The organism is Streptomyces sp. JLBT605 (genome assembly GCF_058215555.1).
This window is the reverse complement of sequence record NZ_CM177087.1, coordinates 5530335-5551931: the sequence shown is the minus strand read 5'-3', so window position 1 is coordinate 5551931 and position 21597 is coordinate 5530335. Positions and strand designations below refer to the sequence as shown.

The 21597-nt window shown below is 73.8% G+C and carries 18 protein-coding genes; 7 read left to right on the top strand and 11 right to left on the bottom strand.

All coding sequences use genetic code 11. The features are described from left to right. Nucleotide 1: 1 nt before the first annotated feature. The 3 genes from AC4BDD_RS24200 to AC4BDD_RS24190 form a co-directional block, all read right to left on the bottom strand. A complete protein-coding gene (locus AC4BDD_RS24200; protein ID WP_490687566.1) occupies nucleotides 2-1459 on the bottom strand; it encodes a CitMHS family transporter in 1458 nt (485 codons plus the stop codon). Between the two features lie 158 nt (nucleotides 1460-1617). Continuing rightward, entirely contained in the window at nucleotides 1618-3843 is a 2226-nt protein-coding gene (locus AC4BDD_RS24195) for a molybdopterin oxidoreductase family protein (protein WP_490687565.1), read from the bottom strand. A 131-nt stretch (nucleotides 3844-3974) separates the two neighbouring features. Then, nucleotides 3975-4619 (bottom strand): TetR/AcrR family transcriptional regulator, encoded by a 645-nt coding sequence (locus tag AC4BDD_RS24190; protein ID WP_490687564.1) that lies wholly within the window; start codon nucleotides 4617-4619, stop codon nucleotides 3975-3977. Between the two features lie 88 nt (nucleotides 4620-4707). Between AC4BDD_RS24190 and hmgA the strand changes: the two genes are divergently transcribed. Together hmgA and AC4BDD_RS24180 are read left to right on the top strand one after the other, a co-directional pair. After that, entirely contained in the window at nucleotides 4708-6048 is a 1341-nt protein-coding gene (hmgA, locus tag AC4BDD_RS24185; RefSeq protein ID WP_490687563.1) for a homogentisate 1,2-dioxygenase, read from the top strand. Between the two features lie 19 nt (nucleotides 6049-6067). Continuing rightward, complete coding sequence (locus AC4BDD_RS24180) at nucleotides 6068-6817, top strand: GntR family transcriptional regulator (RefSeq protein ID WP_490687562.1); 750 nt, start codon at nucleotides 6068-6070, stop codon at nucleotides 6815-6817. Between the two features lie 107 nt (nucleotides 6818-6924). Here the strand turns inward: AC4BDD_RS24180 and AC4BDD_RS24175 are convergent, their stop codons facing one another. Both AC4BDD_RS24175 and AC4BDD_RS24170 read right to left on the bottom strand, forming a co-directional pair. Next, nucleotides 6925-7188, bottom strand: a complete 264-nt coding sequence (locus AC4BDD_RS24175; RefSeq protein WP_490687561.1) for a hypothetical protein — start codon at nucleotides 7186-7188, stop codon at nucleotides 6925-6927. A 243-nt stretch (nucleotides 7189-7431) separates the two neighbouring features. Continuing rightward, on the bottom strand, nucleotides 7432-8235 hold the full coding sequence (locus AC4BDD_RS24170) for an SGNH/GDSL hydrolase family protein (protein ID WP_490691925.1): 804 nt from the start codon (nucleotides 8233-8235) through the stop codon (nucleotides 7432-7434). Nucleotides 8236-8557: 322 nt separating this feature from the next. Between AC4BDD_RS24170 and AC4BDD_RS24165 the strand changes: the two genes are divergently transcribed. From AC4BDD_RS24165 to AC4BDD_RS24155, 3 genes are all read left to right on the top strand, one after another. Then, entirely contained in the window at nucleotides 8558-9799 is a 1242-nt protein-coding gene (locus AC4BDD_RS24165; protein WP_490687560.1) for a S8 family peptidase, read from the top strand. A 319-nt stretch (nucleotides 9800-10118) separates the two neighbouring features. After that, the gene (locus AC4BDD_RS24160; RefSeq protein ID WP_490691924.1) at nucleotides 10119-11174 is read left to right on the top strand and encodes a DUF5925 domain-containing protein; all 1056 of its coding nucleotides are present in this window, start codon (nucleotides 10119-10121) and stop codon (nucleotides 11172-11174) included. Nucleotides 11175-11277: 103 nt separating this feature from the next. Next, entirely contained in the window at nucleotides 11278-11859 is a 582-nt protein-coding gene (locus AC4BDD_RS24155; protein ID WP_490687559.1) for a hypothetical protein, read from the top strand. Between the two features lie 84 nt (nucleotides 11860-11943). Here AC4BDD_RS24155 and ddaH read toward each other — a convergent pair whose 3' ends face one another. Both ddaH and AC4BDD_RS24145 read right to left on the bottom strand, forming a co-directional pair. Next, nucleotides 11944-12720, bottom strand: a complete 777-nt coding sequence (gene ddaH / locus AC4BDD_RS24150; RefSeq protein ID WP_490687558.1) for a dimethylargininase — start codon at nucleotides 12718-12720, stop codon at nucleotides 11944-11946. An 83-nt stretch (nucleotides 12721-12803) separates the two neighbouring features. Further along, a complete protein-coding gene (locus AC4BDD_RS24145; protein ID WP_490687557.1) occupies nucleotides 12804-14141 on the bottom strand; it encodes an aminotransferase-like domain-containing protein in 1338 nt (445 codons plus the stop codon). Between the two features lie 139 nt (nucleotides 14142-14280). On the opposite strand from AC4BDD_RS24145, the gene AC4BDD_RS24140 reads away from it, so the two are divergent. Then, complete coding sequence (locus AC4BDD_RS24140) at nucleotides 14281-15120, top strand: alpha/beta fold hydrolase (protein WP_490687556.1); 840 nt, start codon at nucleotides 14281-14283, stop codon at nucleotides 15118-15120. A 6-nt stretch (nucleotides 15121-15126) separates the two neighbouring features. Here AC4BDD_RS24140 and AC4BDD_RS24135 read toward each other — a convergent pair whose 3' ends face one another. Further along, nucleotides 15127-15510 carry a GntR family transcriptional regulator gene (locus AC4BDD_RS24135; protein WP_490687555.1) on the bottom strand — a complete coding sequence of 128 codons (384 nt, stop codon included), beginning with the start codon at nucleotides 15508-15510 and terminating at the stop codon, nucleotides 15127-15129. 174 nt (nucleotides 15511-15684) lie between these two features. Here AC4BDD_RS24135 and AC4BDD_RS24130 point away from each other — a divergent pair, with 174 nt between their 5' ends. Next, entirely contained in the window at nucleotides 15685-16608 is a 924-nt protein-coding gene (locus AC4BDD_RS24130) for a GNAT family N-acetyltransferase (RefSeq protein WP_490687554.1), read from the top strand. A gap of 39 nt (nucleotides 16609-16647) precedes the next feature. Here AC4BDD_RS24130 and AC4BDD_RS24125 read toward each other — a convergent pair whose 3' ends face one another. From AC4BDD_RS24125 to AC4BDD_RS24115, 3 genes are all read right to left on the bottom strand, one after another. Continuing rightward, on the bottom strand, nucleotides 16648-17832 hold the full coding sequence (locus AC4BDD_RS24125; RefSeq protein ID WP_490691923.1) for a type III PLP-dependent enzyme: 1185 nt from the start codon (nucleotides 17830-17832) through the stop codon (nucleotides 16648-16650). Next, nucleotides 17832-19634, bottom strand: coding sequence for an IucA/IucC family protein (locus AC4BDD_RS24120; RefSeq protein ID WP_490687553.1), 1803 nt, complete (start codon nucleotides 19632-19634; stop codon nucleotides 17832-17834). The genes AC4BDD_RS24125 and AC4BDD_RS24120 overlap by 1 nt, the downstream gene beginning before the upstream one ends. 71 nt (nucleotides 19635-19705) lie before the next feature. Beyond that, nucleotides 19706-21538: an IucA/IucC family protein gene (locus tag AC4BDD_RS24115; RefSeq protein WP_490687552.1), complete on the bottom strand. Its 1833-nt coding sequence runs from the start codon at nucleotides 21536-21538 to the stop codon at nucleotides 19706-19708. Between the last annotated feature and the right edge of the window lie 59 nt (nucleotides 21539-21597).

Sequence of the window (21597 nt, the reverse complement as noted above, 5' to 3'; positions counted from 1 at the left end):
TTCAGATGATGCCGAACAGCAGCCCGGCGCCGAGCACCACCAGCGAGGTGAGCGCCGCCCACTTGACGGTGAAGCGGGTATGGTCCCCGAACTCGACCTTGGCCATGCCGACGAGCACGTACACCGCCGGGACCAGGGGGCTGGACATGTGCAGCGCCTGGCCGACGAGTGAGGCGCGGGCGATCTCCATCGAGTCGACGCCGTGCGCGGCGCCCGCCTCGGCGAGGATCGGCAGGATGCCGAAGTAGAAGCCGTCATTGGACATGAAGTAGGTCAGCGGGATGCTCAGTACGCCGGTGACGATGCCCATGTGCGGACCGAGCCCGTCCGGGATGCCGTCGACCAGCCAGCGGGCCATGTGCTCGACCATGCCGGTGCCGGTGAGCACTCCGGTGAAGACGGCGGCGGCGAAGACCATACCCGAGACATTGACGACATTCTCGGCGTGAGCGGCGATCCGCGCCTTCTGCTCCGGCATGTGGGGGAAGTTGACGGTGAGCGCGATGGCGGCGCCGAGCAGGAAGAGCACCGGGATCGGCAGCGTCTCGGTGATCATCAGGGTGAGCAGGGCGGCGGTCAGCGCGGCGTTGAACCAGTAGAGCCGGGGGCGCAGCGTGGGGCGGTGGGGGTCCAGGCCCTGGAAGCCGTCGTCGTCACCGGCCCCGCCCTCAAGGACCCCGTCCGCACCCTCATCGGTGCCGGTCCGGCCGCCGCCGGACGCGGGGCCGTCCGGCACCGCGCCGCCCGCGCCGCCACCGGCCAGGGCGGCACCGCCCCGCGCGGCGCCCGAGCCGGCCCGCACCGGCACCTGACCGGTCCCGAGGGTCACCTCGTCGACGTCGATCAGGCCCAGCCGCCGCCGCTCGCGGAGGCCGAGGACGTAGGCGAGGACGAAGACGAAGAGCAGACCGACCGCGAGCGCCGGGATCATCGGCACGAAGATGTCGCTGGCGTCGAGCTTCAGCGCGGTGGCGGCGCGGGCGGTGGGACCGCCCCACGGCAGGGTGTTCATCACGCCGTTGGCCATGGCGGCGACGCCGGTCATCACCACCAGGCTCATGTTCAGCCGGCGGTAGAGCGGGTACATCGCCGAGACGGTGATCATGAAGGTGGTGGAACCGTCGCCGTCGAGCGAGACGATCGCGGCGAGTACGGCGGTGCCCACCACGATCCGCATCGGGTCGGCCTTGCAGAACCGCAGGATGCCGCGGACGACCGGATCGAAGAGCCCGACGTCGATCATCACGCCGAAGTAGATGATGGCGAACATCAGCATCGCGGCGGTCGGCGCGAGGCTGCCGACACCGTCGAGGACGTAGTCCCCGAGGTGTGCTCCCTTGCCGACCAGGACGCAGAACAGCGCGGGGACGAGCACCAGCGCCGCCATCGGGGACATCTTCTTCATCATGATCAGCACCAGAAAGGTGGCGATCATGACGAATCCGAGGATTGTCAGCATCACGGTTACCTCACGTTCACCCTTGAACTCCACCGGGGGGCGGCGGTCGGGGCGACGTTAGGGGCCTCGATGTGGGCGCAACAAGACCTTGACGCGTGAGCAATAAGCGCAAAACCCCAGCTCAGGCGAGGGGTCAAAGGATCGGGGCGGCGCGTCGGTCAGGGGACGGGCGAGAGCTGGACGGGGTAGCCGCTGAGCACCGCGGTACCCGACAGCGGGTCGATCCGTGAACCGTCCAGCAGCTGATTGACGTTCACGCCCGGGTCACTCGCGGCGACCCGGGTCCGGGTGCCGGGCCGGTCGTGCCCCCAGCCGTGCGGCAGGCTCACCACTCCGGTGCGCACCGTGTCGGTGACCTCCACGGGGACCTCCAGCTCGCCTCCGTCGCCCTTGACCCGGGCCCGGCCGCCGTCGGTCAGGCCGAGCCGGGCGGCGTCGTCGGGGTGCACCTGGAGGGTGCAGCGGTTGGTGCCACCCCGCAGCGCCGGGACGTTGTGCAGCCAGGAGTTGTTGGAGCGCAGATGCCGGCGGCCGATGAGGACCGGCCCGGCGGCCCGCGCGTCCAGGGCCGCGAGCAGCCGGGGCACGTCTGCCGCGATCGGCTCCGGGCACAGCTCGACGGTCCCGCTGCGGGTCTTCAGCAGCGCGGGGATCCGGGGGCGCAGCGGCCCGAGGTCGATGCCGTGCGGGTGGGCGAGGACCCGCTCCAGGCCGAGCCCCTCGGGGGCGGCGCCGAAGCCGTCGCCGTAGGGGCCGAGCCGCAGCATCAGGTCCAGCCGCCGCTCGGCGCCGTCCGCCCCGGTGAGCGCGGCGCGCAGTTCCTCCGGGTCGCGGCCGTGCACCGGGGAGAGCGGGTCGGCGACGGCCTTGGCAAGGGTGTGGTCGATCACCCCGGCGTCGACGAGCCCGGGGTCGGCGCCGTCCTGTCCGGCGGCGCACAGCACCAGCCGGGCGAGGATCTCCGCCTCGTCCGGCCGGCCGTCGGGGAGAGGGACGGCGGCGCGGGTGTAGCGGACCTGGTTGCGGACGGCCAGCGCGTTGAAGGCGAAGTCGAAGTGCGGGCTCTGGGCGGGCGGGGGCGGCGGCAGGACGACGTGCGCGTGCCGGGAGGTCTCGTTGAGGTACGGGTCGACGCTGACCATGAAGTCGAGTCCGGCCAGGGCGCGATCGAGCCGGTCGCCGTCGGGCGCGGAGAGCACCGGGTTGGCGGCGGCGACCACCAGCGCCCGGATGCGGCCCGGGCCGGGGGTGTCGATCTCCTCGGCCAGCGCGACGCAGGGCAGTTCGGACTTCACCTCCGGGTGGCCGCTGACCCGGCTGTGCCAGCGGCCGAGCGCGAAGCCCTTGCCGGGCCGCGGCGGCCGCTCGGCGCGGGCGGTGGCCGACAGCGGGAACATGATGCCGCCGGGCCGGTCGAGGTTGCCGGTGAGGATGGCCAGCACGTCCACCAGCCAGCTGGTGAGGGTGCCGAACTCCACCGTGCAGCTGCCGATCCGCCCGTAGACCGCGGCACTTCGGGCCGCGGCCAGCTCGCGGGCGAGGGTGCGGATCTCCTCGGCGGGCACGTCGCAGGCGTCCGCGACCGCCTCGGGGGTGAAGTCGGCGGCCAGCCGCCGGACCTCCTCGACGCCGGTGAGGTGGCCGGCCGCCTCGCCCGGGTCGGCCAGGCCCTCGGCGAAGAGCACCTGCACCATGGCGAAGAGCAGCAGCGCGTCGGAGCCGGGCCGGACGGCCACATGCCGGTCGGCCAGCCGGGCGGTGCGGGTGCGGCGCGGGTCGATCACGGTGAGCCGGCCGCCGCGCCGCTTGAGTGCCTTGAGGCGGCCGGGGAAGTCCGGCGCGGTGCACAGGCTGCCGTTGGAGTCGAGCGGGTTGGCGCCGATGACCAGCAGGTGGTCGGTGCGGTCCAGGTCGGGCACCGGCAGGGCGTTCGCGTCGCCGTAGAGCAGTCCGCTGGAGACGTGTTTGGGCATCTGGTCCAGGGTGCTGGCGGTGAAGACGTTCCGGGTGCCCAGGGCGCCGATCAGCAGGGCGGGGTAGAGGCCGCCTGCCATGGTGTGCACGTTGGGATTGCCGAGCACCACCCCGGTCGCCTGCGGCCCGTGCTCGGCGAGCACCGGCCGCAGCCCCGCCTGGACCGCGGCGAACGCCTCGTCCCAGCCCGCCTCCCTCAGCCGGCCGTCGCGGCGCACCAGCGGCCCGCGCAGCCGGTCCGGGTCGCCGTCGAGCTCTCCGAAGGCCGCTCCCTTGGGGCAGATGAAGCCCTGGCTGAACACGTCCTCGCGGTCCCCGCGGGCGCCGGTGACCTGGTCCGCCTCGATGGTCAGGGTGAGCCCGCAGGTGGCCTCGCAGAGCGGGCAGATGCGCAGGGCGGTACGGCTCATCGGTCCCTCCCGGGGACGGTGACGGCAACGGTGACGCGCGATCGCCCCGACCATACCGCGCGGTATGCCGCGCCGGAACCGGCCGGCGGCGCGCACCGCCGCAGCCCCGCCGGACCCGCCCCGGGCCCGTCTCAGTCCAGCACGCGCGCCAGATAGCCGCGGAGCATCTCCTTGGCCTCGGCCACCACCACCGGGTCACCGTCGGGAGCCATCCGGAACGCCAGCCGCAGCAGCGCGTCGGCGGTCTCGACCGCGATCAGCATGGTCACCCGCACCCGGTCGCGGTGCTCCTCGGACTCGTCCAGCCCCAGGCGGGCGGCGAGCAGGCCGAGCAGCCGGTCCGCGACCAGGTGGTTGGGCTGGTCCGGCGGCGCGGTGGTGGGCAGCGGCATGCCGAATTCGACCAGGCCGAAGCCCGGCGCACCGCGCTTCATGGCCAGGTACTCGTCGACCACCACCTCCATGACCGCGCGCCAGTCGGCCGGCTCACCGGCCGCCTCGGCGGCGTCGAGCCGGGCCTCGATCCGGGCCGTGTACTCGTCGAGGTTGCGGCGGGCGAGCGCCTCGGTCATGGCGCGTTTGTTGTCGAAGAAGCGGTAGACGGAGCCGATGGGCACGGCGGCGCGCTCGGCGACGGCCCTGGTCGTCAGCTCCTCGTACCCCAGTTCGTCGAGGAGTTCGGCACAGGCGTCGAGGATCCGGCCGAGGCGTTCTGCGCTGCGCCGCTGGACCGGCACGCGGCGGAGGTGCGATGTGGGCGTGGACACGCCCCCCATCCTGCCTGGTCCCGGCGGAATCGTTGACGCGCGGCTCCGCTATTCCTATGGTCTTCTATAGGAATCGTTGGAGCGGCGGGAGTACGCGATGAGCGGCACGGGCAGCGGGAACGAGCAGGCGAGGCAGACGGCGAAGGCGCTGGAATACCTCTCCGGGTTCGGCAACGAGCACAGCAGCGAGGCCGTTCCCGGCGCGCTGCCGATCGGGCGCAACTCGCCGCAGCGCGCCCCGCTGGGCCTCTACGCCGAGCAGTTGAGCGGCAGCGCGTTCACCGAGCCGCGCAGCCACAACCGCCGCTCCTGGCTGTACCGGATCCGCCCGTCCGCCGCGCACCCGCCGTTCACCCGGGTCGCCAACGGCGAGCTGGGCGGCGCCCCCTTCACCGAGTGCGTCGCCGACCCCAACCGGCTGCGCTGGGACCCGCTGCCGGAGCCGGCCGAGTCCACCGACTTCCTCGCCGGGCTGTGGACGCTGGGCGGCAACGGCGACGCCACCCAGCGCACCGGCATGGCCATCCACCTCTACGCCGCCAACGCCGACATGACCGACCGCGTCTTCAGCGACGCCGACGGCGAGCTGCTGATCGTGCCCGAGCGCGGCGGGCTGCTGCTCCGCACCGAGCTGGGCGTGCTGAGCGCCGAACCGGGCCAGATGGCGCTCATCCCGCGCGGTGTGCGGTTCCGCGTCGAGCTGCTGGACGGGTTCGCCCGCGGCTATGTCTGCGAGAACTACGGCCAGCCCTTCGTCCTCCCCGACCTCGGCCCGATCGGCGCCAACGGCCTGGCCAACGCCCGTGACTTCCTCGCGCCGGTCGCCGCCTACGAGGACGTGGAGCGCCCGGTGGAGGTGATCAACAAGTACTGCGGCAACCTGTGGTCGGCGACCTACGACCACTCCCCGCTGGACGTCGTCGCCTGGCACGGCAACCACGTGCCGTACGTCTACGACCTGCGCCGCTTCAACGTCATCGGGTCCATCAGCTACGACCACCCGGACCCGTCGATCTTCACCGTCCTCACCTCGCCCTCGGACACCCCGGGTCTGGCGGGCGTGGACTTCGTGGTCTTCGCGCCGCGCTGGCTGGTGGGCGAGGACACCTTCCGGCCGCCGTACTTCCACCGCAACGTGATGAGCGAGTACATGGGCCTGATCGAGGGGGCGTACGACGCCAAGACGGCCGGCAAGGGAGGTTTCGTCCCCGGCGGCGGCTCGCTGCACAACATGATGTCGGCGCACGGGCCCGACCGGGAGACCTTCGAGCGGGCCAGTGCGGCGGAGCTGGCGCCGCATAAGATCGACGACGGACTGGCGTTCATGTTCGAGACCCGCTGGCCGGTGGCGCTGACCCGCCAGGCGGCGGAAGCCGACCATCTCCAGGCGCGTTACGACGACGTGTGGCAGGGTCTGGAGCGCCATTTCCGTCCCTGATCCGTGACCGGAGGCCGCCGTGACCACCTTCGCCCCCGACTCACTCGCGCTCAACCGCAAGCTGCCGCTGTGGTACCAGGTCTCGCAGTCGCTGCGCGCCTCGATACTGGGCCGCCGGCCGCACGAGCCGCTGCGGCTGCCGACCGAGGACCGGCTGGCGGAGCATTACGGGGTCAGCGTGCTCACCATGCGCCAGGCGCTGAAGGAGCTGGAGAGCGAGGGCCTGATCAGCCGGCACCGGCGGCGAGGCACGTTCATCGAGCCGAGCGCGCGGCGCGGCTCCCCGGTACGGCTGCTGGGCTCGGTGGACGCCATCGTGGCCCAGCAGTCGGGCGAGCGCACCGAGATCCTCGGCCACGGGCCGCGGCCGGTCCCGGCCGAGCTGGCGGAGCACTTCCCCGACCTGGAGGAGGCGATGTCCTTCCGGCGGCTGCGGTCCGACGAGCGCAGCGGCGAGCCGACCAACTGGGCGGAGAACCTGGTCCGTCCCGAGCTGGCCGACCGCATCGACCTGGCCGATCTGGCGCGCTGGCCGATGACCAAGGTGCTGCGGGACGAGGTGGGGGTGCGGATCAGCCGGATCACGGACACCGTGGAGGCCCGGCTGGCCGATCCGGAGACGGCCCGGCTACTGGAGATCCCGCTGCTCAGCCCGATCCTGCACTACACGGGCGTGACCTACGACGAGAGCGGGCGGGCGGTGGACGTGGCCCGGATCCGGTACCGGGGGGACCGCTTCTCCTTCACGGTGACGGTGGACGCGCACTGAGGGGGTGGCGGGTGTCCGTCCTCACTCTCCGGCGGCTGTCCGCCGCGGGAGAGTGAGGACGGCGGTGGGGTCGGGAATCCGTCGCGCCGGCGGTGGGGCCGCCGGCCTCAGCCGTGGTTGCCGAACAGGGAACGCCGCAGCCGCCGCAGCGGTGCGAAGAGCGAGACCCTGGCGCTACGGCTCTCCGTGATGCGCTTGTGGTCGCGGGCGGTGAGCTCCTGCATCAGCACGGTGGCCCCCTCCGCCTCCCGCCGCGGGACGGCAGGGCCGCCCAGCACCGCGAGATGGCGGTCGAGGCGCGCGCTGGACGCACCGCTCCCGCAGTTGACGGCAGGCACTCTCGGCCTGCTCCGAATCGTTATCTGCTCCATGACACTCCCCACCCGTCGAGGGCACCCGCCCCGGGCAGAGTAACCCTACCTCCCCGAATCGTCACCCGCGCATCCAAGGTGGTGGATTCACCGCGCGGTCAAGGGCGTTGACCGCACGTCCCACGGACAGGTGTGCCGGTGAGGAGGCCCCGGTGCCGACGTACGGGGCCTCACGGCGGGCTGGTGCTGGTCGCGTGGGCGGTTCGGACTCGATCGGAAGTGAGGTGGAAGTGAGGTGGAACTTCAGGCGGCGGAGGTGAAGACCGGCAGATAGCCCTTGGCCTGGCCGGTCGCGGTGGGGTGGTACGAGTCACCGATGTTCAGCCAGTTGAGGCTGTGCAGCCAGGCGTCGCCGGAGCAGATCTCATGGTCGGTGAAGGACGAGGTGACGCCCGCGAAGGTGAAGCCGTGGTCCGCGGCGCGCTTGGCGATGACGGAGTTGAGGTAGTCCGAGGCGTCGTTGATGGCGGCCCGCTTGGTCTCGCTCAGGCCCGCCACACAGCTGCCGCCGAGCTTGTAGAAGCGCGGGTAACCCAGCACCACCACCCGGGCGTTGGGCGCCTTGCCGTGGATGGCGTCGTAGGTGGTGTCCAGCTTGCCGGGCAGCGTGGTGCTGACGAACTCGCGGGCCTGGTTGATGCGGTCGATGCAGCCGCTGTCGGAGCTGAGCACGCAGGTCGTCATGACGTCGGAGAAGCCCGCGTCGTTGCCGCCGATGCTGATGCTGACGAGCCCGGTGCCGGTGTTGAGCGGGCCGAGCTGCTTGGCCTGCACGTCACCGGTCTTCGCCCCCGAGCAGGCGGTGAAGCTGAAGCTGGACGGGGCGTGCGCGGCGGCCCACAGCGCGGGATACGCCTTGGTGCTGCGCTTGCAGTCGCCGCTGGAGCTGTCGTAGCTGCCGGCGCCGACGCCGGATGAGTAGGAGTCACCGAGCGCCACGTACGCGGGTCCCGCGCTCGTCTCCGACGCCTGGGCGGTGCTCGCTCCGGTGAGGGCGAGGGCGGAACCGAGGATGAGAGAACTGGCCACGGCCATGAGCCGCGGCATGATGCGGGGCAGTTTCATCGAACCTCCCTGATCAGGGTCTCTGCTGGCTGTGTTGCGGGCGGATTGCCCGGCACACCTGGGCATTTCGGTTCTTTGTGCGCGTCATGTCGCATCGGTGTTGCGACGACATGACATGGCTATGTCATCCCGCCGAATCCATTGATCTATGCGGGTTGATTGGAAAATCTTGAACCAATCAGGTCTGGCGGTCCGCGACTTGAGGAATCCTGGACATGTACACGACACGCGCACGACCGGTGCGCGACCAGCCCCCCACATACGCGCGCACCACGGCGCGTCACCGAGGAGGAGGACCCTCGCGATGACAGTGTTGCGTAACACCAAGGGCACCAAGGGCACGAAGGCCGGTACCGCCCGGCGGTCCGCGGCGCTGGTCGCGGTCGCCGCGGCCACCGTGCTGGGCGCGGTCACCGCGCTTCCCGCGGACGCCGCCGCGCCCGCGCGGGGCACGATCGTCGGCGCCGGCTCCCCCGACGCCGTCCAGGGCAGTTACATCGTCACGCTGAGCAAGAGCGCAGGTCTGAAGTCCGCTTCGGCCGCGGGCCGCGACCTGATATCCCGATACGGGGGCACGGTGGAGCGCACCTACCGTGCCGCGCTGAACGGCTACGCGGTCCACCTCTCCGAGGAGCAGGCCCGCAGACTCGCCGCCGACCCGGCGGTGGACCAGGTCATCCAGGACACCCGGGTCCGGGCCACCGCGACCCAGACCAACCCGCCGTCCTGGGGCCTGGACCGGATCGACCAGACCAGCCTGCCACTGGACAGCAAGTACACCTACCCCGACAGCGCGGGCAGCGGGGCCACGGTCTACGTCATCGACACCGGCGTCCGGATCAGCCACAGCGACTTCGGCGGCCGGGCGGTCAACGGCTACGACGCGGTGGACAACGACAGCGTGGCCCAGGACGGCAACGGCCACGGCACGCACGTCGCCTCGACCTCCGCGGGTACCAGCTACGGCGTCGCCAAGAAGGCGAAGATCGTCGCCGTCCGGGTGCTGAACAACAGCGGCTCGGGCACCACCGCGCAGGTGGTCGCGGGCATCGACTGGGTCACCCGCAACCACAGCGGCCCGTCGGTGGCCAACATGTCGCTGGGCGGCGGCGCCAGCACCGCCCTCGACAACGCGGTGAAGAACTCCATCGCCAGCGGCGTCACCTACGCGGTGGCGGCCGGCAATTCCGGAGCGGACGCGAACAACTACTCCCCCGCCCGCGTCCCCGAGGCGATCACCGTCGGCGCCACGACCAGCAGCGACGCCCGTGCCAGCTACTCGAACTACGGATCGCGGCTGGACCTCTTCGCGCCCGGTTCCGGCATCACGGGGGCCTGGCGCACCTCGGACACGGCGACCAACACCATCTCCGGCACCTCGATGGCCACCCCGCACGTCACCGGCGCGGCCGCGGTCTACCTGGCCGGGCACCCCACCGCCACGCCGGCCCAGGTGGCGTCGGCGCTGGTGAACGGCGCGACCTCGGGGAAGGTCAGCAACCCCGGCAGCGGCTCGCCCAACAAGCTGCTGAAGATCGTCCCCTGACGCCCGGCCGGATGGCTGGCCTGACGGTCTGAGCAGCCGCGCGCGGCGGGCCGTACGGAGCGGAGGGCCCCCGTTCCGTACGGCCCTGCGGCGTGTCCCGGCCCGGCCGGCTCCCGGCCGGCCCGGCCCAGCCCGGCCGCCGGCGGACGCACGGTGTGCCCGTGGGTACGCCGAGTGAGCCATCGGGCCGTAAAAAGATGTACGCGGGCGGACCGGTTGACGGATCATGGCGGGTATGTGCGCCGACCGCGGATCCGACCCCAGGAGGCAGACCCTGCCCAGCACCCCGGCCGAGAAGTCCCTCCCGATCCGGCTCTCCATGGACGACAGCGACTCGCCGTCCGATGTCGTCGACGCCCTCTTCCTGGGGCGCTTCGCCACCGGTGAGCAGCCCTACGCCCGCAGCCACTCCGTCGACCGCGTCAAGTCCGGGCTGACCTTGCTGCCGCCCGGCGCCCAGGTGCTGCGCTCGGCCCGCGACGACGACCGCAGCGCCACCCTGGCCGAGGGGGACGGCTGGACGGTGCTGGTGTCGCGCTGGAACCGCGGCGCGGACGTGACCGTGACCGCGGTGGGCGAGGAGCTCGCCGAGCAGGTGCTCAACCAGGCCGTGGACGGCGCCGAGGACGAGCCGGAGCCGCAGCCCTCCAGCGTCCCGATGGGCTTCTGGTACGTCTCCCCGCGCCGCGGCCCGTACCGCACCACCCGGCAGATCTCGGCCGGCACCTGGGAGGAGATCCGCGGCAATTACACCGCGCCGGTCGCCGATGCCATGGACCGGCTGATGAAGGTCACCCCGGACGACATCGCGGGCCGGCTGCTTCTCCTGCACGGCCCGCCCGGCACCGGCAAGACCTCCGCGCTGCGCACCCTGGCCCGTTCCTGGCGGGACTGGTGCCAGGTCGACTGCGTGCTGGACCCGGAGCGGCTGTTCAACGACGTCGGCTACCTCATGGACATCGCCATCGGCGAGGACGAGGGGGGCAGCGGCGGTGGTCGCTGGCGCCTGCTGCTGCTGGAGGACTGCGACGAGCTGATCCGCGGCGAGGCCCGGCACACGGCGGGGCAGGCGCTGTCCCGGCTGCTCAACCTCACCGACGGGCTGCTGGGACAGGGGCGCAATGTGCTGGTGGGGGTGACGACCAATGAGGACCTGGAGCGGCTGCACCCGGCCGTGGTCCGCCCGGGCCGCTGTCTGGCCCGGATCGAGGTGGGCTCCCTGACCCGCGCCGAGGCGGTCGGCTGGCTGGGTCACGAGGAGGGCATCGGCCGCGACGGCGCCACGCTCGCCGAGCTGTTCGCGCTGCGGCGCGGCACCGGCCCGGCCTCGGTGCCGCCGCAGCCTGGGCACGCGGACGCCGGGCTCTACCTCTGAGGCCGGACGATCGTGCACGCCAACGGCCCATTCCCGGGTGCGGGGCGGCGGCGGCGCGGAGAGGCTGCTGCTGTTCGACACCTCACCGGAACAGGAGCCGCACATGCGCGCACGCCACCTGGCTGCCCCGCTCGCCGTGACCGCCCTCGCCTCGCTGACGCTCGTCACCGGCCCGGCGACACATGCCACGCCTGGCCCGCACCACGGGGACCGGGAGTACACCGGTCACCACCACGACCGCGTCAAGCACGACATGGCCGTGGCGCGCAAGGCGTCCGCCCGCTTCCGCGACCCGAAGCGGGCCATCGCGGAGGGCTATGTGCGCAACTCCCTGTGCACGCGCTCGATGGATGGCGACATGGGCTACCACTACATCAAGGACGAGTACTTCGGCTCCACCGACCTGACCAAGCCCGCGATGCTCGTCTACGCCCCGGACAAGAACGGAAAGGAGCAGCTGGCGGCCGTGGAGTGGGTCGTCCTGGACCGGGACAACAACGTCAACACCGATGACGACCGCCCGCACGTCTTCGGCCGCGGCCTCGACGGCCCGATGCCGGGCCACAGCCCCACCATGCCGGTCCACTACGACCTGCACGCCTGGATCTGGAAGAAGAATCCGGGTGGTCTGCTGGCGATGTGGAACAAGGCCGTGCACTGCCCCGTCCGACCCGGCCACCAGTGACCGGGACGGGCCCCTGGCCCGGCCGCCGGTGACCGCCCACAGCCGGCGGTCACCGGTCAGGGGGGGTGCCCCCAGGGGGTCTCCCTACGCGTACAGGTGCCGCAGCCGCACCGACAGGCAGGTCACACAGCCCTCCAGCTTCTCGAACTCGCCGATGTCCACCGGCACCGGCGTGTAGCCGAGGTCGGCGAACATCTCCGCGCTGCGCGGGGCGCTCGCGGCCATCAGCAGCCGGCCGCCGCCCAGCAGCACCACATGGGCGCCGGACTCCTCCGGCACGGGCAGGAAGCGGGGGAAGGCACCGGGGTCGTCGACCAGCGCCGGATGGCCGACGACCGTGCCGTCCGGGAGGGCGGTGACCGCCGACTTCAGATGCAGGACCCGGCTCACGGGGACGGCGACCACGCGGGCGCCGAGCGGCTCGAAGGCCGCGCGCAGCTGGCGCACCCCTTCGGCGTTGGTGCGCCCGCCGCGTCCCACGTAGATCGTGTCGCCGATCTTGAGGATGTCGCCGCCGTCCAGGGTGCCCGGCTCCCGGACGCGGTTGACCGAGCAGCCCAGGGCGGTCACGGCCTCCTCCGCGTCGGCCGTCTCCGCCCGGCGGGACGCGGCGCCGGGACGGGCGATCAGCGCCACGTTCCGGTACACGACCATGGTGTCCTCGATGAAGACGCTGTCCGGGCAGTTGTCCGCCGGGGCCACCTCCACGGTCTCCCAGCCGTGCGCGTGCAGCGCCGCCACGTACTCCCGCCACTGACGCAGCGCCAGCGCGGCGTCGACCGGGGTGCGCTCGATATGGGTGACCAGTCCTTCGGCCAGGTGCGGGCTGGGCCGCCGGACGAGGGCTTTCCTGCTGGTCATGGTGCTCCTTGAGGGACTGCGGGGACGGGGGCGGCGATCCGCGGATCGGTCCGGGCTCCCTCAGCATCCCAGTTCGGCCGCCGTCAGTCCGGGGCGGTGTCCTCCGGGGTGCGGCGGGCCAGTGCGGCGAGGGTGTCCAGCGCGGAGCGGAGCACCTCGCGCGGCGGTGAGGCCAGTCCGACGCGCACGGCCGAGGGGGCGCGGCCGGTGCCGACCACGAACGCCGCGGCCGGGGTGACGGCGATGCCGTGGCGGGCGGCCGCGGCGACGAAGGTCTCGGCACGCCAGGGCGCGGGCAGCTCCCACCAGCAGAAGTAGGAGTGCGGGTCGGCGCGGAGCGGGAATCCGGTGAGCCGGCCGGCGGCGAGCCGCTGCCGGTCGGCGGCGTCGGCGCGCTTGGCCGCCACCGTGCGAGCCACGGTCCCGTCGCCGATCCAGCGGGTCGCGGCGTCCAGCGCGAAGCGGGTGGCGCCCCACGCCCCCGAGCGCAGGGCGGCGGCGACCTCGTCGGTAAGACCGGGCGGGACGACCGCGAAGCCGGTGCTCAGGCCCGGGGCGAGCCGCTTGGAGAGGCTGTCGACCAGCACGGTCCGGTCGGGGGCGAACGCGGCCAGGGGTGGCGGACCGTCGTGCAGGAAGGCCCAGATGGTGTCCTCGACGGCGGTCAGCCGGAGCCGGCGCAGGGTGTCGGCGAGCTCGGCGCGGCGGTCGGCGGGCATGGTCACGGCGAGCGGGTTGTGCAGGGTCGGCTGGACGTAGACGGCGTGCAGCGGGGCGGAGCGGTGTGCGGCGGCGAGGGCGTCGGGGCGCAGGCCCTCGGTGTCGGTGGCCAGCGGGACGAGCGTGACGCCGAGCCGGTCCGCGACGGCCTTGACCACGGGGTAGGTCAGCTCCTCGACGCCCAGCCGGCCGCCGGCCGGGACGAGTGCGGAGAGGGCGGCGGCGATGGCCTGGCGGCCGCCGCCCGCGAACAGCACCCGGTCCGGGTCGGGCCGCCAGCCGGGCCGGGCCAGCAGGTCGGCTGTGGCCTCGCGGGCCGCCGGGGTGCCGGTCGCGCCGACCGGGCGCAGTGACGCGGCCAGGACATCGGGGCGCAGCAGCGGCGCGAGCCCCGCGGCGAGCAGGTCGAACTGGCCGTCGGCGGCCGGGTAGTTGAGCTCCAGGTCGATCCGCTGTGCGGCGGGCTCGGCGAGGGCGGGGCCCGGTGCCGGTGGGTCGGCGCGGACGAAGGTGCCGCGGCCGACCTCACCGGTGACCAGTCCGCGCCGGGCGAGTTCGCGGTAGACGCGGCTCGCGGTGGAGTTGGCGATACCGTGCGCGCGGGCGAACGCGCGCTGGGTGGGCAGCCGGTCACCGGGCCGCAGCCGGCCGCCCGCGATGTCCGCGGCCACCGCGTCCGCCGTCCGTCGGTAATCCTCCATCGTCGGTCCTCCACCGTCCGCTCCCCCGCGGCGCTTCGCGGGCACACCCCACATTGCACCGAGGGCAATGTTTTTATTGCACTCGCATGATGCACCGACCTAGCATCGCGATCAACAGGGCCGGAGAAACGGGGATCTGATGAGCACTGCGCTGGTGAACGGCATCACGATCGGCTACGACGACGAGGGGCCGACGGGTGACGCCGTACCCCTGCTGCTGGTGCACGGGCACCCCTTCGACCGGTCCATGTGGCGGCCGCAGATCGCCGAGGCCGCCCGCGCCGGGCGCCGGGTGATCGCCCCCGACCTGCGCGGTTACGGCGAGTCCGAGGTGGTGCCCGGCACCACCCCGCTGTCGGTCTTCGCGACCGACCTCGCCGCGCTGCTCGACCACCTCGGCATCGACGGCGTGGTCATCGGCGGTCTGTCGATGGGCGGTCAGATCGTGATGGAGTTCCAGCGCCTCTTCCCCGGCCGGGTGCGCGGGCTGCTGCTGGCGGACACCTCCGCCGAGCCGGAGACCGAGGAGGGCCGGGCCGCGCGCCATGCCATGGCCGACCGGCTGCTACGGGAGGGCATGGCCCCGTACGCCGATGAGGTGCTGGCCCGGATGGTCGCGCCCGCCACCATCGAGGAGCTGCCGGATGTCGCCACCCATGTGCGGCTGATGATGGGCTCCGCCTCGCCGGAGGGCGCCGCCGCGGCGCTGCGCGGGCGCGCGGCCCGGCCCGACTACCGGCCGGTGCTGGCGCAGGCCGCGGCACCCGCGCTGATCGTGGTCGGCCGGGACGACGAGTTCACCCCGCCGCGGGACGCCGAGACCATGCGGCGGCTGCTCCGGGGCGCCGAGCTGGCGGTGATCGAGGGGGCGGCCCATATGCCCAACCTGGAGCGGCCCGAGGAGTTCAACGCCGTGCTGCTGCGCTTCCTGGAGCGGACCGGGCCGCGGCGGCCTGCGCCCGCTGGGCCGCGGCACTGAGCACGCTCAGTCGGCCGCGTCCTCGTAGGCGGCGCGCAGCGCGTCCTGCACGGCGGCGAGCGCGGCGGACCGGTCCAGACCGAGCCGCCGGACGCGCTGCGCGTACGCCGCCGCCGCTTCCGCGGCCTGACGCGCGGCGGCGTCCCCCGCGGCCGCGACGAAGGTGCCGTGCCGTCCGCGGGTCTCGATCACCCCGTCCGCCTCCAGCGCCCGGTAGGCCTTGGCGACGGTGTTCGCGGCGAGCCCGAGTTCCTCGGCGAAGCCGCGGACGGTGGGCAGTTTGTGGCCCACCGGAAGCGCGCCGGACCTGGCCTGCTCGGCGATCTGGGCACGGATCTGCTCGAACGGCGCGGTCGCCGACCGCGGGTCGACGGTGATCTGCACAGCCACGGGCACTCCAACGACGTGCGGTTCTGTCCCACCCATTGTCTCCCCCCGCGCGACCGCTCCGGGACCGGCTCGGCCGGGACACGCCCGGGCGCGCGGCGGCCCGTTGGCCGAAGCGATCACCGTTGGCGGAAAACGAGCGGCGCCGGGCCGTACCAGCCCGTAATCTCCGACGTCATGACGTTGATCGTGCGCGATTTCCGCGCGTCGGACGCCGAAGCGGTCGCCGAGGCGCGCCGCGCGGCCTGGCCGTATCTGGTGACCACCGCGGAGGGCGTCGCCTGGGAGGTGGACACGGCACCCGCCGAGCAGCGTCACCGGCTGCTCGTCGCCGAGGCCGACGGGGTCGTCGTCGGCTCCGCGCCCACGGGAGTCTTCACCGGGAGCAGTGTGCCCGGCCAGTCCTTCGCCGAGGTGCAGGTGCACCCCGCGCACCGGGGGAAGGGCGTGGGCACCGCCCTGCTGCACAGTGCCGAGGAGCACCTCGCCGGGCTGGGCGCGCACACCGTCTACACCCGGACGCTCGACGAGAGGCCGAGCACCACCTTCGCGGAGCGGCGCGGATACCGGCGCGGTCGCGCCTCGCGCTTCCTGCGGCTGGACCTGACGGCGGACCGGCTGCCGCCGCTGGAACCGCTGCCGGCCGGGGTCGAGGTGCGCCCGGGGACCGACTTCGCCGACGACCCGCGGGTGTGTCACGCCGCCGAGGCCGAGGCCGGGCGGGACGAGCCGGGCGATGTCAGCGCCGAGGCCGGCTCGTACCAGCGGTGGCTGGCGACGAGTTGGGGGCGGCCTGACCGCGACCACGAGCTCACCTCCTTCGTGCTGGTCGAGGGGGTGATCGCCGCCTACAGCATCGCCCGCACCGACGACCGGGGGCGGCTGATGTCGGGCGGGACGGGCACCGTGCCCGCCCATCGCGGGCGCGGGCTGGCCACCCTGGCCAAGATCCACACCCTGCACCGGGCCCGGGCCGTCGGCTGCACCGAGGCGTTCGCGGGCAATGACACCGGCAACGCCCCGATGCTGACGATCAACCAGCGGCTCGGCTTCCGTCCCGCGGCCGCGGAGTGGCGGTACGTGCGCGAGCTGGCCGTCTGACCGGCCTCCCCGGTGAGCCACCGGCCCACCGGACCCCCTCTAACCCAGGAAGTAGAAGTCGGGCGCCGGGTGCATCAGGAACGTGTGGTGCGAGATGTTCCAGGCATAGGCGCCGGCCAGCGCGAAGGCGACCCGATCGCCGGCCCGCATCCGGGTGACCGGCTCCCGGCGGGCCAGCACGTCCTTCGGCGTGCACAACTGGCCGGTCAGGGTGACCGGTTCACCGTGCGCGCCGGGTCGGGGCCAGGGCCGTGTCCAGCCCTCGCGCGGCAGCACGGTGAAGGGCTGGTCGTGCTGCTTGGCCGCGGGGGTGCGCAGGTGGTGGGTGCCGCCGCGCACCACCGCGAAGGCCTCGCCGCCGCTGCGCCGCACGTCCAGCACCTCGGTGACGTACCAGCCGCAGTAGGCCGTCAGTGACCTGCCGGGTTCGATGCGCAGGGTCAGTTCCGGGTGGCGGTCGGCCAGCGCGGCCAGCCCGGCGCCGTACGCCGCCCAGTCGAAGCGCTCCTCGGGGCGGGTGTAGTCGACGTGCATCCCGCCGCCGACGTTCACCTCCTCGAGCGCCAGGCCGTGCCGGTCGGACATCTCGCGGGCGAAGGCGGTGATCCGCTCGGCCACCGCGAGCTGCGCGGTGGCGCCCAGGCCGCTGGCCAGATGGGCGTGGATGCCGCGCAGCCGCAGGGGCCGCCCGGCGAGCAGCGGCAGGCAGGCGGCGAGCCGCTCCGGGTCGAGCCCGAAGGGGCTGGGCCGGCCGCCCATGGTGAGCGCGGCCCCGTCCAGGGCGGGACCGTCGGCGGGCAGGTTGACCCGGAGCAGTACATCGGCGCCGCGGCCGTCCGGCAGCCGCCGGGCCAGGTCGTCCAGCAGCCGCAGTTCGGACTCGCTCTCCACATGGATGCGGTGCACGCCCAGCTCCAGGGCGCGCCGCAGCTCGGCCTCGGTCTTGCCGGGGCCGCCGAGGACGAGGGGGATCTCCGGCGCGGCACGGCGCACATGGTCCAGCTCTCCGCCGGAGGCGACCTCGAAGCCGCAGACCTGGGGCGCGAGGGTGCGCAGGATCTCCGGGGCCGGGTTGGCCTTCGCCGCGTACATCAGCTCCACGCGCGGCGGCAGCGCGGCCCGGACGGCCTGGGCGTGCTCGGACAGGTGCGCCAGGTCGTAGACGTAGGCGGGGAGTTGCTCGTCGGTGAGGGTGGTGGCGAGTGCGGAGACCGGCTCGGTGATCACTGAGTGCTCCTCGGCGTACGGGTGGGGGTGGGAGAGGGGCAAGGAATCAGGGGGCGGGACCGTGCGGCCTCGCGAAGCAGGTCCGGCGCCAAGGGGTTGGCGATCCGGACGTACCCGGCGTCGCGGTCGGCCTTGCGGCTCCAGCGGGTGAGCAGGTTGGCCTTGGCCGGCAGCGGTGCCCCGGCGAGCAGCGAGGTCAGCTCGGCCGGCCCGCCGTGGGCCGCGGCGCGCTCGGCCAGCACCCGGCGGACCGCGGACCACAGCGCGGGCTCCAGGCACGGGTGCAGGTCGGCGAGGGCGGCGAGCAGTTCGGCGACATGGTTGACCAGCAGGCAGTAGGCGATCCGGTTCCAGCCGCGGGCGGGGTCGTAGGTGAGCGGGCCGGCCACCGCGGCGGGCAGCTCGGCGAGCGCGGCCGCGTGGTGGCCGGCGAGCAGCTTGGTGCCTTCCAGATCGCGGAGGAGGATCTGCCGCGGGGCGCCTGCCGCGTCGACGCCCAGGATCACGTTCTGCAGATGGGGTTCGAGGACCACACCGTGGTCGAAGTAGGCGGCCAGCACGGGCGGCAGCAGCAGCCTCAGGTACGCCGCCCACCAGGCGAGCGCCTCCTCGGGGCCGGCGCCGTCCAGCAGCCGGGAGACATGGGCCGGCCCGGTCGGGTACTCGTCGGCCACCGCGGCGGCGAGCAGCCCGGTCAGGCCGGGCCGCAGGCGGACGGCGAGTCCTTCGCGGACGATGACGCCGAAGCCCTCGACGAGTTGGCGGGTGCCCAGGTCGAGTGTGCGGTAGGCGGGTTCGCGCAGCAGCTCGCAGCCGTCGAAGCGTGCGGCGAGGCGGGCGGCCAGCGGCTCCAGCAGGCGGGTCAGCGCGACCGCGCCGGTCAGTTCGTAATCGGCGTTCTTCCGCAGGCAGTTGGTGATGCGTACCTGGAGGCTGAACTTCAGGAAGTCCCGGCCGTCGTAGAGGGTGCGCACGGAGGCGGTGGGGGCGAAGGCGCGGCCGCCGGGCCCCAGGTCGAGGATGTCGCCGCGGGCGAGCGCCGCGCACAGCGCGGGGTGGTCGCGCAGCATGGCGTACTGCCAGGGGTGGGCGGGCAGCAGCCGGTAGCCGCTCGGCACCGGGCCCTGCCGGTCGAGTACCGCGAGCGCGTCATCGGTGGCGGCCTCCTCCCGGATGAGCTCGGGGCGCACCGCGAGGTGGTGGAGCGGGAAGCGGGCGCCGGACTCGGGGGCGTAGGTCCGCCACTGCTCGGGGCTGCCGGTGCGGGCCTTGGGGGTGGGGTGGAAGCGGTGGCCGAAGATGAGCGACTGCTCGGAGGCGAGGTAGGCGTCGGCGTGCGGCAGTGAGGACGGCGCGGCCCCGCCCGTGTGGGAGCGCTCCCGGTGCGGCGCCCTGCGGCGGGGCGCGCGGGGTACGCGGGGCGCGTCCCGCACGGCCAGGGCGGCGCTGATCCCGGCGTGGCTGGAGGCGACCTGGGCCAGGAACTCGTCGTTGGGTACGCCGGTGCGCGCCCGCAGTTCGCGGTGGATGTGTCCGGCCAGGGTCCGCCAGGGCACCTCGGCCCAGCCGTCCGCGCGCTGTTCGGTCACCGGCCCGGCGAACCGGTGCGCGCCGATCAGCGAGGTGCGGCGCAGCGCGACGCGGAGTACGACGCCGGTGCAGGGCATACGCAGCAGCAGATGCCCGTCGGTGACGGCCGTCTGGTGTTCCCGTCCCGACACCTCGCGGAGCAGGCAGTTGAGGAGGGTGTGGGCGACGACGTGGTCGGCGTGCGCCACGGCCGTGCGGGAGGAGGGCATACGGGGCTCCTGCGGGGGCGGGGGCGTTGCCAGCGGCGGCGTTGCCTGCGGAGGGCTGGTCGCGGGGGCCGTCACGGGGCGGCCGTCCGCAGGTAGTTCGGCCCGCTGGTGTAGTGCTTGTTGATGTCGGCGGCGCCGGAGCGCCGCTTGGGGTAGAGGGTGCCCGCGGTCACCATCGCCTTGACCGGCAGCCGCGGCGCGTCCAGCACTCGGGCGCGGAGTACCGCACCGGGGTCGCCGGGCCTGCCGTCGAGCCGGTCGACCGCTTCGGTGAGCCGGCGGCGGAGCAGCGGCAGCCAGGCGGTGGGCGAGAGCCGGGACGGGGTGGCGAGCCCGAGGACGGGGGCGGCGGCGCACAGATGCACCGTGATGGTGGTGAAGACGTCCGCCAGCGGTCCGTCCCGGTCCACCAGGATCCGGGGGTCGTCGAATCCGCAGAGCGCGGCGGCCCGTCGTGTGCCGCCGGTGCCGAGCGCGGCGGCGAGCCGGCCGGGGTGGACGCGCGGCCCGTCGTGGTCCTTGACCAGCAGCCGCAGCCGGGGGTGGCCGGAGGTGGTGCGGTCCAGGACCAGGGAGGTGTTCTGCTGGTGGGCCTCCAGGGCGATGCCGTAGCCGAAGAGGGTGGTGTGGACGTCGAACAGCACGGTGAGGTAGGCGTCCCAGAAGGCGGTCGGGTCGCCGTCGAAGAAGTGGTCGGCGAGTGCTTCGGCGACCGGCCGGCCGCCGGGCGCCGGGGCGGCCAGCGCGGCGACGGGGACGATCCGGCAGTGGTCGACTCCGGCCGGGTGGCGGCGGACCAGGGCGGCCAGGAACTCCTGGCCCGCGTGGAGCCAGGTGGTCTCGTCGGCGGGCAGCAGGCTGCGGGCCAGGGTGGGTTCGCGGGCCGCCACCGTCTCCAGCAGGCGCTGGGTCACCGTGCCGTCGGTGAGCGTGCCGGGTTTGATGGTGCGCCGGTTGAGGGCGCCGAGGGTCGCGGTGGGCAGCGGCAGCTTGAGGTGGGTGCCCGGGTCGTGGACGAGGGCCACGGTCCGCATCGACAGGGTGGGCCGCACCGTGGGCCAGGCCCGCTCGGCGAGGTGGGCGGCGGTGTCGAGCCCGGCCGCGCGCAGCGCCGCCGGGAGCGCGCGGTCGACGGTCAGCGGGTGCACCGGCAGCGCGATGTGGCCGCGGTCCAGGGCGGGCAGGCCCAGCTCGCCGGGGGTGGGCCACCACTCGGGCAGTGGGCCGGGGCCGCGGGTGACCGCGCCGCGCGGCAGCGCGACCCAGCGCAGGGGGAAGGCGGGGTGGAACTCGGGGGCGTACCCGGCCAGCCGGTCCTCGGCGAGGGTGGAGCGCACGCGGCCGGTGGGGTGGACGGGGTGGCCGGCGAAGGCGGCGAGGGTGTCGTAGGCGAGGGCGCCGGCCGGTCCGGTCCACTGCTCCGCGGGCCGGTCGCCGTAGGTCGCGGCGAGCCCGCGCAGCACCTCGGGGCGGATGCGGTCCTGGCTGCGTAAGGCGGCGAGTTCGGCACGGCACTCCCCGGCGAAGGCGTCGAACAGGCCCTGCTCGCCGGGTGCCGCGAGGCGCCGCAGCACCCCGAGGAGTGAGTCGAGGGTGGTGAGCGTGGTGGCGGGTGAGCCGTCGGCGGGCTGGTGCTCGGCGAGCGGTCGCCGCACGGCGAGGTCACTCTGGAAGCCGTCCGGGCCGACCGGCAGCAGCAACTGCCCGGCGCCGCCGTCCAACGGCACCCGGAGCCAGTCGCCGTCCGGGCGCGACGCGGCTCCGGCGCGGCCGCGCAACCCGTAGGCGTCCTCGCGCAGCAGGGCGGTCAGGACCCGTCGGAGCAGGGCGCGTTCATGGCCGTCGGGCGCGCCGCGAGCGGCGCGCGTGCCGGGTACGGCGGACGCACCGGGGGCAGCGGGCACGCGGGGACCAGCGGACGCGTCGGGTACGGCGGACACGCCGGGCACGACGGACGCACGAG